This is a genomic window from Pelagibius marinus, from assembly GCF_014925385.1.
Taxonomy (GTDB): domain Bacteria; phylum Pseudomonadota; class Alphaproteobacteria; order Kiloniellales; family Kiloniellaceae; genus Pelagibius; species Pelagibius marinus.
Window position 1 is genome coordinate 223218 of sequence record NZ_JACSDK010000015.1, and the last position, 14343, is coordinate 237560.

Annotated in this window: 11 protein-coding genes; 6 read left to right on the forward strand and 5 right to left on the reverse strand. The window is 65.0% G+C overall.

Going from position 1 to position 14343, the window contains the following annotated elements; translation table 11 throughout:
- Window positions 1-49: 49 nt before the first annotated feature.
- From H7X47_RS18825 to H7X47_RS18835, 3 genes are all read left to right on the forward strand, one after another.
- Window positions 50-649 (forward strand): class I SAM-dependent methyltransferase, encoded by a 600-nt coding sequence (locus tag H7X47_RS18825; protein WP_227010609.1) that lies wholly within the window; start codon window positions 50-52, stop codon window positions 647-649.
- Between the two features lie 271 nt (window positions 650-920).
- Window positions 921-1481, forward strand: coding sequence for a c-type cytochrome (locus H7X47_RS18830; protein ID WP_193370276.1), 561 nt, complete (start codon window positions 921-923; stop codon window positions 1479-1481).
- 58 nt (window positions 1482-1539) lie between these two features.
- Window positions 1540-1797 (forward strand): DUF5676 family membrane protein, encoded by a 258-nt coding sequence (locus H7X47_RS18835; protein WP_193370277.1) that lies wholly within the window; start codon window positions 1540-1542, stop codon window positions 1795-1797.
- Window positions 1798-1906: 109 nt separating this feature from the next.
- Here H7X47_RS18835 and H7X47_RS18840 read toward each other — a convergent pair whose 3' ends face one another.
- Window positions 1907-2266, reverse strand: coding sequence for a group I truncated hemoglobin (locus H7X47_RS18840; protein ID WP_193370278.1), 360 nt, complete (start codon window positions 2264-2266; stop codon window positions 1907-1909).
- 174 nt (window positions 2267-2440) lie between these two features.
- Between H7X47_RS18840 and H7X47_RS18845 the strand changes: the two genes are divergently transcribed.
- Window positions 2441-3133: a winged helix-turn-helix transcriptional regulator gene (locus H7X47_RS18845; protein ID WP_193370279.1), complete on the forward strand. Its 693-nt coding sequence runs from the start codon at window positions 2441-2443 to the stop codon at window positions 3131-3133.
- Between the two features lie 39 nt (window positions 3134-3172).
- On the opposite strand, the gene H7X47_RS18850 is transcribed toward H7X47_RS18845, so the two are convergent.
- From H7X47_RS18850 to hppD, 4 genes are all read right to left on the reverse strand, one after another.
- Window positions 3173-5638, reverse strand: a complete 2466-nt coding sequence (locus H7X47_RS18850) for an adenylate/guanylate cyclase domain-containing protein (protein WP_193370280.1) — start codon at window positions 5636-5638, stop codon at window positions 3173-3175.
- 40 nt (window positions 5639-5678) lie between these two features.
- The gene (locus tag H7X47_RS18855; RefSeq protein ID WP_193370281.1) at window positions 5679-7319 is read right to left on the reverse strand and encodes an ABC transporter substrate-binding protein; all 1641 of its coding nucleotides are present in this window, start codon (window positions 7317-7319) and stop codon (window positions 5679-5681) included.
- A 255-nt stretch (window positions 7320-7574) separates the two neighbouring features.
- Window positions 7575-8378 (reverse strand): phenylalanine 4-monooxygenase, encoded by an 804-nt coding sequence (phhA, locus tag H7X47_RS18860; RefSeq protein ID WP_193370282.1) that lies wholly within the window; start codon window positions 8376-8378, stop codon window positions 7575-7577.
- Between the two features lie 140 nt (window positions 8379-8518).
- Window positions 8519-9568, reverse strand: coding sequence for a 4-hydroxyphenylpyruvate dioxygenase (hppD, locus tag H7X47_RS18865; RefSeq protein WP_193370283.1), 1050 nt, complete (start codon window positions 9566-9568; stop codon window positions 8519-8521).
- Between the two features lie 480 nt (window positions 9569-10048).
- Between hppD and H7X47_RS18870 the strand changes: the two genes are divergently transcribed.
- Window positions 10049-13540 carry an indolepyruvate ferredoxin oxidoreductase family protein gene (locus H7X47_RS18870; protein WP_437126586.1) on the forward strand — a complete coding sequence of 1164 codons (3492 nt, stop codon included), beginning with the start codon at window positions 10049-10051 and terminating at the stop codon, window positions 13538-13540.
- 163 nt (window positions 13541-13703) lie between these two features.
- Window positions 13704-14321 carry an outer membrane protein gene (locus H7X47_RS18875; RefSeq protein WP_193370284.1) on the forward strand — a complete coding sequence of 206 codons (618 nt, stop codon included), beginning with the start codon at window positions 13704-13706 and terminating at the stop codon, window positions 14319-14321.
- Window positions 14322-14343 lie beyond the last annotated feature (22 nt).

Here is a 14343-nt window from a genome sequence, read left to right on the forward strand (position 1 = left end):
TCTTTCTTGGCCCTGGGACGCTGCGCGACCGCGGCCCGGATAAGCGGCCATGACGGAAGAGCGCTTCTTTCCGGCGACCGCCATGCCGGACCGCGACTGGTGGCAGGCCCTTTGGCCCGATCCGGAAGGCGTGCTGCGCCGCCTCGGCATCCAGGCGGGCCTGACGGTTGCCGACCTCTGCTGCGGCGACGGCTATTTCACCGCCCCTCTCGCCCGCCTGGTCGAAGGCCGGGTCTACGCCGTGGATCTCGACCCCGCGATGCTGGCGCGGGCCCGCACCGAAGTCGAGCGCGCCGGCGCCTCGGTACTGGGCTGCATCGCCGCCGACGCCCGCGCAATCGCGGCGGTGCTGCCGGAAACGGTCGACTTCGTGCTGATGGCCAACACCTTTCACGGCGTGCCGGAGCAGACCGTCCTGGCCCGCGCCGTCGCGGCGGCGATGAAGCCGGGCGGACGCTTCGCCGTGGTCAACTGGCACGCCCGGCCGCGCGAGGAGACGGCGGTCCTGGGCCAGCCGCGCGGCCCGAGGACCGAGCTGCGGATGTCGCCGGAAGACCTCCGCGCCGTGGTCGAGCCGGCCGGCTTCGTTCTGGAGAGGCTGGTCGAGCTGCCGCCCTATCACTACGGCGCGGTCTTCGGGCGGGCTTAGGCCGCGCCCGCCTCTTCCTTCGGGGCCAAGTGGCAGCACGCAATCCGCCGCTTGCCGCCGAAAACGGCCACCAACAGAGAGAATTCATTCTTATGCCTGCTTGAGGCAGGTCAATGCCGCCGCCGGGTTGTTTGCAGACAGTAATGGTGGTTGGTTGGAGAATCTGCACCGCGGGAGGGCGGGTTCGGCCCCGGCAACACATCTGCCCCGTTGATCACTGCCCTCTTGAAAATGACGCCCAGGGCGGGCGTCAAACGAAAGGGGAGTCCCCATGAAACTCGTCCTTTGGATCTCGACAGCCGCGCTGGCTCTTGGCGCAGGCGGATATGGTGCCTTGGCCGATGCCGGCCATTCCCACGACGAGCAGTACAAAATGCTCCAGGAAATGCAGGAAATGCACAGCGGGCATGAACATGCCCACAACTTCGAGGCCATGGAGGATGTCTCCCCCGAGGATATGCACCGGACCCTGGACCTGCTGACGGATCTCGGCCTGGCTCTGCCGCCGATGGACAGCGAGCATGGCCGGGAGGTGTTCCTGGAGAAAGGCTGCATCGTCTGCCATTCCGTAAACGGCGTCGGCGGCGAGATCGGCCCCTCGCTCAATGCCCGCGACATGCCCGATCCGATGAACGCCTTCGAGTTCGCTGCGCGCATGTGGCGGGGCGCCCCGGTGATGGCGGAAATGCAGCAGGACCTGCTGGGCGCGATGATCGACCTCAACGGGCAGGACCTAGCCGACATCATCGCCTTCACCCACGACGAGGCGGAACAGCAGGAAGTTTCGATCACTCAGGTACCTGAAAAGTACAGGGACATGATCGACCACTAGGGAGACCGTTCGCCAGCGACAGTCTTCAGAGGCCTCCGGTCTCCGGATGGAGGAGGCTATGAAACTCGATGCCTACAAGCTCGGCCTAGCAACCGCGGTCATCTTAGCGGCTGTCTGGATCATCTGCAGTCTGCTGGTGCTCGCCCTCCCTGACTTGATGATGCAGATGGGTGGGCACATGCTGCACGCCGACCTCGGCGCTGCGCAATGGACGCTGCACTGGCCCGGATTCATCGTCGGCTTGATCCTGTGGAGCCTGCTGGGCGGGCTTCTGGTCTGGGCGGTCGCCGCGGTCTATAACCGCCTGATCGTCTAGCACCACAGCCGGCTTCACAGGTCAATGTCGAAAGTAGCCGCAGCTAGGCCACGCCGACCTCCTGCTTCCATGGCAAGGGCGGCGGCAGGGAGCCGCCGGACGGAACAGGCTATTGCCCGACCACCTGCCCCTTCATACTGAAGAAGATATAGAGCACTTCTTCTTTTTCGCGCTGCCCGACTTTGTTTGCCTCCATTGCCGACATGGCGTCGTCAAGCACGGCCATGAACTCGTCGTTGTTGATGTTCAGGCCGCGGTGAACCGAGACCATGTCCTTGCCCTCATAGAGATTCGGGCCGCCCGTTCCCGAGATGAAGAACTTGGCAGCCACCTCTTTCAGGCTTTCCCGGTCGCAGTCGGCAAACCGCCGGCCGATCTGTGGGTTTTCAAAGTGACGATCGATCAGATCGCCGGCAATCCGCTGAATTCCATCTGAACTGCCAAGCCGCTCATACAATGTACCGGTCATGCTCTATCCTCTTTGTGTTATCCTGGACGCAGTCGGGGATGCGGGTTCCTGTCTATCCTTTCGCCGAACGGGGGGATAGTTCAGAAAGTGAACCCCTCTCCTGCGAATTCTGATCCAACCGCAGCGCGGAATCCTTCGCACTCGGACAACCCCGACAGATGGGCGCCCCCGCCGATGCAAGCCAGCTATAGCCAGTTCTGCCCCGTTGCCATGGCCGCGGAGGTGCTCTGCACGAGGTGGACGATCCTGCTGCTGCGAGAGCTCGTTGCCGGGTCGACCCGCTTTAACGACCTGCGCCGCGGTGTGCCGCGCATGTCTTCGGCCTTGCTGTCGCGGCGGCTCAAGGAGCTTCAGGCGGCCGGGATCGTCGAGCGCATCGGGTCATCGCGCGATGGCGGCGCCCATGAATATCACCTCACCGAGGCCGGCAGGGACCTGCGTTCCGTAATCGAGACGATCGGGATCTGGGGACAGCGCTGGGTCGAGGCAGAGGTTTCGCTCGAAAACCTGGATCCGGCGCTTCTCATGTGGGACATGCGGCGCAGTCTCGACACCACGCCCCTGCCACAGCGGCGCAGCGTGATCGAATTCCTCTACACCGACCTTCCGGAATCGCGAAGGCACTGGTGGCTCATCGTCGAGAGGTCCGGGGCAACCGACCTGTGCTCGGCCGATCCCGGCTTCGAGGTGGACCTCTACGTGACGACGGAGTTGAAGCCGATGACGTCGATCTGGCTGGGCCTGTCGACAGTAAAAGACGAGCAGGAGAAGCAAACCCTCGCCTTGGACGGCGACAGAATGCTGGCGAGGGAAATGCAGACCTGGCTCGGGCTGAGTCCCTTCGCCACCGAACGAAAGCGGGTCTAGGCCAGCCCGCAGCAAGGGTCGGCCGCCCAACCTCCGTCATCAGCTATCGGACAGCCGGGCCAGGGCCCGCTGGAGAATCTCGGCCGCCTGCCGGCGCTGCTCCGGCGACATGGAATCGAAATCTATATCGAGCTTGAAGCTGCCCGCCTCCTCGCGCATGACCTTCCGCTCCGCCCCGATGTGTTCATAGCTGTCGACGACACGGTAGGTGGCGACGGGGTAGGCCAGTCCCTTTACCGAGATCTGGCCGCGCTCCTCGCAGAGGATCTCGTCCTGGACCTGCGAAAAGGTCTCGTAGGAAATGAGGATTTCCCCGGGTTCCGAATTGGTTTCCAGCCGCGAAGCCAGGTTCACGCCGCCGCCGATGATGGTGTAGTCCATCCGGTCCTCGCTGCCGAAGTTGCCGACGGTGCAATAGCCTGTGTTGATGCCGATGCGGCACTTCAGCGGGTTCTCGATGCCCGAGGCGCGCCAGGTCTTGGCCAGCTCGTGCATCCGCTCGCGCATTTCGATCGCCATCCTCACGCAGGCCAGGGCGTCCTGCTTGACGCCCCGGGTTTCGGGGTCGCCGAAGAAGATGACGATGGCATCGCCCACGTACTTGTCGATGGTGGCGCCGTGGCGCAGGGCGATCTGCGCCATCTCCGTCAGATAGTGGTTCAGCAGCTGCGTGAGGTCCTCGGATTCCAGCTTGTCCGCCGTTTCGGTGAAGCCGGCGATGTCCGAGAAGAAGATTGTCAGCTTTTTGCGCTTCGAGGAGAGCTCCACGCTCTGCTTGCCGCTGAAGATCGAGGAATAGACCTGTGGCGAGAGGTATTTGGACAGCTTGGTCGATACGGACTCGAGCATCTGGTTCTTCCTGACGACCAGTTCGCTGGCCTCCTCCGCGCGCCGCCGCGCCTCCTGAGCCAAGGCATAGAGCCGGGCGTTGTCGAGGGAGATCGAGGCGAGTTCGGCGAAGCGGGTCAGCAGCGCCTCCTCCTCTCTGCCGAAGACCCGCAGCGAAGTGGCGTCGTAGGCCATGCCCAGCACCCCGATCACCTGCGCTCTCGACTTCAGCGGCACACCGATCAAGGCGCGTATATAGCCGTCGTATTTCGGATTGGGGACACGCCCCTCCCAGGTATCATAGCTGTTGACCACGAAGGGTTCACCCGACTGCCATACACGCCCGGCCACACCTTCGCCCGCGTGCAGCTGGTAGCCGACGGACTGCTCGTAGACCCCGACGCCGACCTTGCGGCGAATCTCGCTTTCGTTCTCATCAGCCAGATAGATGAAGCCATGCGGTGCATCCAGCAACTGCCCCGCGCGCGTGATTACGGCCTGCAGCAGCTCGTCGAGTTCGAGACGACTGATGATGCCGAGCGTTGTTTCATTGAGGGCAGCCAGATATTCCGCCTGCCGGCGCAGCTTTTCCTGGGCCAGCACGCGCTCGGTGACGTCGGTCGCAACCCCGATCACGCCTGCCGCAGCGTTCGATTGGTCGACCAGAGGCGCGCACCATATCTCGAAGATCTGGTCGTCCAGCTTGGCGACGGAGTTCACGGTTTCGCCCTGCAGCGCCGACTCCGCGGCGGCCAGGATCTCCGGCGAACGCCCGAAAAGGGCGGAGAGCGGCTGACCGATCACTGCATCGCTGTCGGCACCCAGCGTGTCGAGACCCTTGCCCTCCAGCAGCGTAAGAGCCCCGTTCTGGTCGAGCGAGAAAAGGATGATCGGGGTATGCGACACGACGGTCGTCAGGCGTTCTTCCAGCCGGCCGTAGAGAACGCGTAGCTGTTGCGTCATCTCGTTGAACGAGCGCGAGAGAATTCCGATCTCATCCCTGGTCCGGATGGCAATGGTCGTATCGAGCTCACCCCGGCCGACACGCTCGGCCCCCCGTACCAGTTCGGCGAGCGGTGCCGTCACGCGCCGGGTCAGCGCCATGAGAACCACGGCAATCAGGAGCGAGCCGCCGGCGCCCAGAGCGAGAACGTAGGTTCCCAGCCGGTTCACGGCGCCGTAGACCTCGCTTTCCGGGTCTGTGGCAACGATGTACCAGCGCCACGGCTCGAAGTAGTGATAGCTGGCCAGATGCGGCTCGCCCTGGAAGCGGTAGCTGATCTGGCCTTGCTGCGCCTTGACCATCTCGTCAAACCAGGCCTCACCGCTGACGTCGAAACCCACAAGCGACGGGTCCGGCGCCTGGACAAGCCGCCCGCCGGCATCGACGGCGAAGACAAATCCCTGCTTTCCGATGTCGATCCCGGACATCACGGCGCCCGCATCGCCTTGCGCCTGCGCCACGCTGGCCTCGACCGTGTTGAGCCCATAGGCCTCGAGAAACTCGGCCTGGTCCCGGGCCGCGCTCAACGCCTCGAGGCTCCGGGTCTGGAGCCACTGCTCCGCGATATCCTGCAGCGCCGACCGTGACAGGTAGAAGGTTATGCCGCTGGCCAGGGCAAAGGCGATCAGCAGCAGGGGTAAGGTCGCCAGCAGGATCTTGCCGTAGATCTTCATGTTTCAATTACCGGAGCCGGCGGCGGCTCCTGTTTGACCGTTAGTTCTCAAGCCGCGTCTTCTCGTTGAACTGTGGATAGAGCGCCATGGCCGCCTTCAAGGCATGGCCGTAGTCGACATGGCTCCCGCGGGCATAGACCAGGTTCACGTAGTGCAAGGGGTAGGCGACCGCGTCATCGAGCAGCTTGATCTGCGCCTGCTTCCAGATGCGCACCTGCCGCGCCGGCTCCCTTGTGCTACGGGCCGCCTCGATCAGCGAGTCGATCTGATCGTAGTGCGAAAAGTTCGTGTCCGGGCTCGCGCCCGTGACCACCGTCGAGGCCGAGTGGAAGAAGCGGGTCAGAAAGACGTCCGCATTGGGCCGCCAGGCGACATAGATGACGATCGCGTTCTCGTCCTGGCGAATGCGCTCATGCATGATGCGATGCTCAACGACCTCCAGCTCCACCTCGATGTTGAACGGCGCCAGCTGATCGCGCAGGCTTTCATAGTTGGCCCGGTAGTGGTGGCGCTGCGACGTGACCAGCTTCAGATGAAAGCCGTTGTGGTATCCGGCCTCGGCCAGAAGGGCTCTGGCCTTGGCCTTGTCGTGGGCGTAGTCCAGGCCGAGACGGGCCACCTCGTCATGCGTCAGCCCCCCCGGCAGAAAGGCCGCCGGCACCGGCGAATAGGCGTTTTCCACGACGCCTTCGGCAAAGTGAGAGCGGAAGACGTCCCGGTCCAGGGCATAGGCGAGGGCCCAGCGGACACGCTTGTCGTCAAGAGGCGGCTTGCCGGTGTTGAAGTGGATTGTAATGACCTGGCCGACACCGAAGACATCGACATGGACGGACTCCTCGTCCGCGATCGCCTCGAACCAGTCGGCCTCCTCCGAGCCGAAGATCACGTCGAGATCGCCCTTTCTGAGCGCCGCATCGCGTTCCTCGAAATCCGGAACATAGACCACTTCCACGCCCTCCAGCAGGGGACGGCCGCGGAAATAGTCTTTGTTGGCCCTGAGCCGGACCCGTTCACCCGGCTGGCGGCTGTCGAACCTGAAGGGCCCCGTCCCCACCGGATGATCCGCGAAACCCTCGCCGCCGGCGGCCTCGACGGCCTGGCGGCAGACAATGAACCCGCCCGCATAGTCGGCCACCTTGGGAAAGAAGAGGATCGAGGAGATCGGCGTATCCAGCACAACATCGACGGTGAAGTCGTCCACGCGTTCGACGGTCATGCCCTGATAGTCACCAGCGTAGGCGGACCGCTGCGGGTCGGCCGCGCGCCGCAGGGAATAGACCACGTCGTCGGCGGTCATCCGGTAGGCCGGAGTCTGCGGCCCCGGCTGACACATGACATCCCGGCGGAGGTGGAAGGTCCAGACCTGCTTGCCCTCGACGATGCGCGGACGCGGAATTTCAGCGGCCAGATCCGGCTCGATCAAGGGCGCCTCGCCGGGCTTGTAGCGCAGCAGCCCGTTGAAGATCATGTCGACCACGGCCCGGTCATTGCGTGCGGCCGCCCGGTGCGGGTCGCCGGTACCGAGGTCCGCGGCATCGATGCCGAGCCGGAGGGTATTGGATCCGGCAGCCGAGCCCGGCGACATCAGCCCCGGGCCGACGATAAGCACGACAGCGGCAGCGAAGAGTGCGGATCGCCGGGCACTGCGGCGACAAGACGGCCGCCCTTCGTGGCTCGGCATTTCTCCCTCCCCCTTTACGTCGCCCGCTCATTCCTGTGAGCGGCTTATTCTTGACCCCGCCTCCTCTCCCGATGGCACGCCGGAGAGGACAATCGAATCAAGCCAGATTTGGATGTGCCGCGCCACTCCGATGGGCCCGGCTGACGCGTTCAGCACAGGAATGCAGCATCCAGGGGTAGCCGGAGGGGTCGCAAATCGCGCCAAAGAGGAAACATTGCCGGTACCGCAACGCGTGATGCGGCGTGGCGAATACCGTCAGGCCGCCCCCGCCTCTTCCTTCGGCGGGAAGGTCGGCGGCAGGGAGCCGAGGCGCTTGGCCTCGTCCATCACCGGCACCAGGTCGCTGGAGACCAGGTCGTAGAGCTGCCGGGCGGAGTCGATGACGTAGTAGACGGTCTGGAAGATGTCGATGCGGTAGGGCGTGCGGAACACGGTCAGCGCATCGAAGGGCCGGCGCTCCGGCTTGTCGCTTTCCACCGCGTAGGGCGTCTCGCCGGCCGAAGAGGCGATGCCGGCGCCGTAGATGCGGGTGCCCTCCTCCGTCTCGATGAGGCCGAACTCCACCGTGAACCAGAACAGCCGCTGCATCATCCAGAGATAGGACTTGTCCAGGGTCAGCGCCGTCTCGCCGTACTTCTGCAGGAAGTCGGCGTAGGTCGGCAGGGTCAGCATGGGGCAGTGGCCGAAGATCTCGTGGAAGACGTCGGGTTCCTGCAGGTAGTCGAAGTCCTCGCGCCGCCGGATGAAGGTGGCGGCGGGAAACTTGCGCTCGGCCAGCAGGGTGAAGAAGCGCTTGGGCGAGATCAACGCCGGCACCGGCTCGACGCCGAAGCCGCTGATCTCCTGCAGGCGCGCATTGACTTCCTTCAGCTGCGGCACGCGGTCGGCGGGCAGCTCCAGCGCCTCAATGCCGTTCAGGAAAGCGTTGCAGACGCGCCCCGGCAGCAGGGCCTTCTGGCGCGCATAGAGGTCGCACCAGACGGCGTTCTCGTCCTCGGAATAGCGGATGATCCCCTTTGCGTCGGGGATCTTCGACTCGTAGGTGCTCGTCTTGCCCATGATCACTCTCCCTTCCCACCCCTTAGCGTTTCCTGGGCGAAAAGCGTCGATCAAACTCCGCGGCACCGACCTCAGGACCCGAGCATGCGCGCCCGGCCCTTACCGAACCTTTAATTCTCCCCTCTTCTGCCCTAGGAAGATCAGCCTTCCGCCTTCAGCACGCCGCGGCGGATCTGGTCCTCCTCGATGGAATCGAACAGCGCCTGGAAGTTGCCTTCGCCGAAGCCCTCGTCGCCCTTGCGCTGGATGAGCTCGAAGAAGACCGGGCCGATGACGTTCTTGGTGAAGATCTGCAGGAGGCGCCCGCCGTCCTCGGTCGGTGCGCCGTCGATGAGGATCTTGTTGGCGGCCAGGCGCTTCAGGTCCTCGCCGTGGCCGGGCAGGCGGTCGTCGACCTGCTCGTAGTAGGTGTCGGGCACGCCTTCCTGGAACTCGACGCCCCCGGCCTTCAGGGTCTCCACCGAGGCGTAGATGTCGTCGGTGCCCAGCGCGATGTGCTGGATGCCCTCGCCCTTGTACTCTTCCAGGTACTCGGCGATCTGCGACTTGTCGTCGGAACTCTCGTTGATCGGGATGCGGATCTTGCCGCAGGGGCTGGTCATAGCCTTGGACTTCAGGCCGGTCAGCTTGCCCTCGATATCGAAGTAGCGGATCTCACGGAAATTGAAGAGGCGCTCATAGAAATCCGCCCATTCCTTCATGCGGCCGCGATAGACGTTGTGGGTCAGGTGGTCGATGTAGGTCAGCCCTGCACCCTTGGGGTGCTGGTCGACGCCGGGCAGCGGCTTGAAGTCCACGTCGTAGATCGAGCCGTTGTCGCCGTAGCGATCGACCAGGTAGATCAGCGAGTCGCCGATGCCCTTGAGGGCCGGGATGTTCAGCTCCATCGGCCCGGCGGTCGACTCGACCACCCAGCCGCCCAGCTCCCTGGCCCGCTTGCAGGCCGCCGCCGCGTCCTTCACCCGGAAGGCGATGGCGCAGACCGAGGGGCCGTGCAGCATGGTGAAGGCCTTGGGGAAGCCGTCGCGCTCGGCATTGAGGATGAAGTTCACATCGCCCTGGCGGTAGAGCGTCACGTCCTTGGAGCGGTGCCTGGCGATGGCGGTGAAGCCCAGGGTCTCGAACAGCCGTCCCAGGGCTTCCGGGTCCGGCGCGGCGAACTCGATAAACTCGAAGCCGTCGGTCTGCATGGGATTTTCCCAAAGACCGTCGGCGCTATTTCCGGTGCTTTCACCTAGCGACTTGGCAGCCTGCGACATGTTTCACACCCTCGTTACGTTGCCACAACGTAAAGCCTCCCTTACCGCGCCGGGTTGTAACCATCAACTGGCTCTCCCGGCATCTATTCCAAGGCCCGGCGTGAACTGCCGTTCGATGTTCATGGTAAGGCGCTTTCTCCCCCGCCCGCAATGCCCGCATGCCGTGTTGCGGCGCAGCAGAGCCAGAGTCGGCGACCCCGTGCAGCTTAATCTTTCGTGGCCGCGCGGCTTGGCCTTACGATATGATTCAAGCCGTCCGGGAATCCGACCGTTCCTTGCTTTCTGCACCGCTAATCGCTTTGTGAAATTGAGAAATAGGTCAGCATAAATTACCTTTTTATTTACCGTGTTGGGCTCAACCTTTCCTTGAGGCCTGATGACGGCGCGCCGTAACAGCAAGCAGGAATGTGGATGATGGCTTTGCAGGCGGTTTCCCTGGACGACAAATACGCGCTGGAGCGCGGCCGCGTCTTTCTCACCGGCACCCAGGCGCTGGTGCGCCTGCCGATGATGCAGCGCCAGCGCGACCTGGCCGCCGGCCTCAACACCGCCGCCTTCATCACCGGCTATCGCGGCTCGCCCCTGGGCGGCGTCGACCAGCAGATGGAGCGCGCCGGCGCCTTCCTGAAGAAGCACCACATCCATTTCCAGGCCGGGGTCAACGAGGACCTGGCCGCCACCGCCGTCTGGGGCACCCAGCAGAACGACCTCTTCGGCGACTGCAACTACGACGGCGTCTTCTCCATGTGGTACGCCAAGGGCCCGGGTGTCGACCGCTCCGGCGACGTGCTGCGCCACGGCAACATGGCCGGCGCCTCCCAGCACGGCGGCGTGCTGCTGCTGGCCGGCGACGACCACACCGCCAAGTCCTCCACCACCGCGCACCAGTGCGAACTGACCTTCATGGATCTCATGATCCCGGTGCTCAACCCGGCCGGGGTGCAGGAGTTCCTGGACATGGGCCTCTACGGCTGGGCCATGAGCCGCTTTTCCGGCTGCTGGGTGGGCTTCAAGACCATCGGCGAGACGGTGGACTCGTCCGCCAGCGTCGATGTCGATCCGGCGCGCACCCAGATCATCCTGCCGGAGGACTTCGAGATGCCGCCGGACGGCCTGCACATCCGCTGGCCGGACACCCCGCTGGAGCAGGAAGAGCGCCTGCACCGCCACAAGATCTACGCCGCCCTGGCCTTCGCCCGCGCCAACAAGCTGGACCGCCAGGTGATCGGCAACGGCAAGCGCCGCTTCGGCATCATCACCGCCGGCAAGGCCTATCTCGACGTGCGCCAGGCGCTCGACGACCTGGGCATCGACCAGCAGCGCGCCGAGGAGATCGGCATTTCGGTCTACAAGGTCGGCATGTCCTGGCCCCTGGAGCGGGAAGGGATCAGGCGCTTCGCCGAGGGCCTGGAAGAGATCCTGGTGGTCGAGGAAAAGCGCGCCATCATCGAAAACCAGGTGAAGGAGCAGCTCTACAACTGGCGCGCCGACGTGCGCCCGCGCATCGTCGGCAAGTTCGACGAGGAAGGCGACTGGGTGCTGCCCTCGATCGGCGAGCTGACCCCGGCGCGCATTGCCCGCACCATCGCCAAGCGCATCGCCCGCTTCCACAGCAGCGAAGACATCGAGCAGCGCCTGCGCTTCCTGGCCGAGAAGGAAAAGGCCATGGAGGCCGGCAAGGCGCCGCTGGCCCGGGTGCCCTACTTCTGCTCCGGCTGCCCCCACAACACCTCCACCAAGGTGCCGGAGGGCAGCCGCGCCTTGGCCGGCATCGGCTGCCACTACATGGTGCAGTGGATGGACCGCAACACCGAGACCTTCACCCAGATGGGCGGCGAGGGCGTGACCTGGATCGGCCAGGCGCCCTTCTCCAAGACCAAGCACGTTTTCGTCAACCTGGGCGACGGCACCTACTTCCACTCCGGCATCCTGGCGATCCGCGCGGCCGTCGGCGCCGGCGTCAACATCACCTACAAGATCCTCTACAACGACGCCGTGGCCATGACCGGCGGCCAGTCCGTGGACGGCCCGCTGGACCCGGCAATGATCACGCGCCAGTGCGCCGCCGAGGGCGTGCAGCGCATCGTCGTGGTGACCGACGAGCCGGACAAGTACCCCCTGGGCGTCAACTGGGCGCCGGGCGTGGAGATCGAGCACCGCGACCACCTGGACCGGGTGCAGAAGGAGCTGCGCGAGACCGAGGGCGTCACCGTGCTGGTCTACGACCAGACCTGCGCCGCCGAGAAGCGCCGCCGCCGCAAGCGCGGCCGCTACCCCGACCCGCCCAAGCGCGCCTTCATCAACGAGCAGGTCTGCGAGGGCTGCGGCGACTGCTCGGTGCAGTCCAACTGCGTCTCCGTGGTGCCGGTGGAAACCGAGTTCGGGCGCAAGCGCGCCATCGACCAGTCGTCCTGCAACAAGGATTTTTCCTGCCTGAAGGGTTTCTGCCCCAGCTTCGTCACCGTGCACGGCGGCAAGATCCGCAAGCAGCAGCAGGACGGCGCCGGCAGAGGCGAGGCCTCCGGTCCCTGGGAGGCCCTGCCCGAACCGCAGATCCCGGCCCTCGACGCGCCCTTCGGCATAGTCGTCACCGGCGTCGGCGGCACCGGCGTGGTGACCATCGGCGCGCTGCTGGGCATGGCCGCGCACCTGGAAGGCCGCGGCTGCTCGGTGCTGGACATGGCCGGCCTGGCGCAGAAGGGCGGCGCGGTGGTCAGCCACGTGCGCCTGGCGCCCAGCCCGCAGGACATCCACGCCGTGCGCATCTCCGCCGGCAGCGCCCGCCTGGTGCTGGGCTGCGACCTGGTGGTGGCCTCCGGCTACGAGGCGCTGTCGAAGATGGCGGCGGGGCGCACCCGCGCGGTCATCAACAGCCACCAGGTCATGACCGGCGACTTCACCCGCAACCCCGACCTGGCCTTCCCCGGCGGCGAGATGGAGCGTCTCATCGCCGAAGCCGCCGGGCCCGGCGGCGCCGACTTCCTGGACGCCACGCGCATCGCCACGGCGTTGCTCGGCGACTCCATCGCCACCAATCTCTTCATGCTGGGCTACGCCTGGCAGAAGGGCCTGGTGCCGCTCTCCGGCGAGGCCATCGACAAGGCGATCGAGCTGAACGCGGTGGCGGTGGAGGCCAACAAGGCCGCCTTCCTCTGGGGCCGCCGCGCCGCCCACGACCTGGCCGCGGTGGAGAGGATCGCGACGCCGCGCAGCGAACCGCGCAGCCACCACCTCTCCCAGAGCCTGGAAGAGGTTATCTCGCGCCGCGCGGACTTCCTGACCGCCTACCAGAACGCCGCCTATGCTGAGCGCTACAAGGCCCTGGTCGAGAAGGCGCGCCAGGCCGAGTCGGCCAAGGCGCCGGGCGCCGCCGGGCTCACCGAAGCCGTGGCGCGCTATTACTTCAAGCTGCTGGCGGTGAAGGACGAGTACGAGGTGGCGCGGCTCTACAGCGCACCGGAATTCCGCCGGAGCCTCAGCGAGCAGTTCGCCGGCGACTACAAGCTCTCCTTCCACCTGGCCCCGCCGCTCTTCGCCCAGCGCGACCCCGACACGGGCCACCTGGTGAAGCAGGAGTTCGGCGCCTGGCTGCTGCCGGCCCTGAAGGGTCTGGCGAAGCTCAAGGGACTGCGGGGCACGCCGCTGGACATCTTCGGCTACAGCGCCGAGCGCAAGATGGAGCGCAGGCTCATCGCCGACTACGAAGCGCTGCTGGACGAGGTGCTGACGGGGCTTTCGCCCGACAATCACGCCCTGGCGGTGGAACTGGCTTCGATCCCGGAGAAGATCCGCGGCTTCGGCCACGTGAAGGAAGGCCATGTGAGGGCCGCCAAGGCCTGCGAAGCCGACCTGCTCGCCGCCTTTCGCGACCCGACCCTGCGCCACAAGAGCGCTGCGGAATAAGGCGCAAGGTTTTTCCGCGCCGGGCGCGAAGCTTCCACACAGATTACCTGTTGTATCGTTTCCCCCATCGCGCATAAACTTTTGCGAGAGGGGGGGGTGGGGAAGCTCACTCAATTCCGTTATGCATGCTATTCAGGCTCGGGGGGCCATGATGCAACGGTTCTTGACCGCGATTCTTACATTCCTTGGGCTGTTGCTCGCCGTGAGCTCGGCGGCCAACGCACAGATCTACGCCGGCCTCCACGGCGGCGGCAATTTCCTGCAGGACAGCGATGTCGACGGAAGTGGAATCAATGGTAAGGGCGAGACGGACGCCGGCTTCGTGGCCGGCGGCGTCCTTGGCTACCGCTTCGGCGTGACGGACAACCTTTCCGTCGATGTCGAGGGCGAGTTTTCCTACCGCTACAATGACGTTGACCAGTTCTCGGCCTCAGGCTTTTCGGCAAACAGCGGTGGCTATGTGCAGTCCTTCATCTGGATGGCCAATGGCTGGCTGAACTGGCAGATCGGCGACAGCGGCTTCATGCCCTATGCCGGTGGCGGCTTCGGCGGCGTTCACATCGACATCAAGGATGCGGCGATCGCCGGGGTCCGCTTCGGCAACGACAGCGATTTTGTCATCGGTGGCCAGCTCGGCGGCGGACTGGGCTACCAGATCGACGAGCATTTCGCCGTCTCTCTGGACTACCGCTTCCTGATCACCGACGACGCGAACTTCCAGGGCCTGGACGTCGAATACCAGAGCCACTCGGTCATGGCCGGCATCAAGTATCTCTTCTGATCTGAGGCCCGTGGCAGGGGGA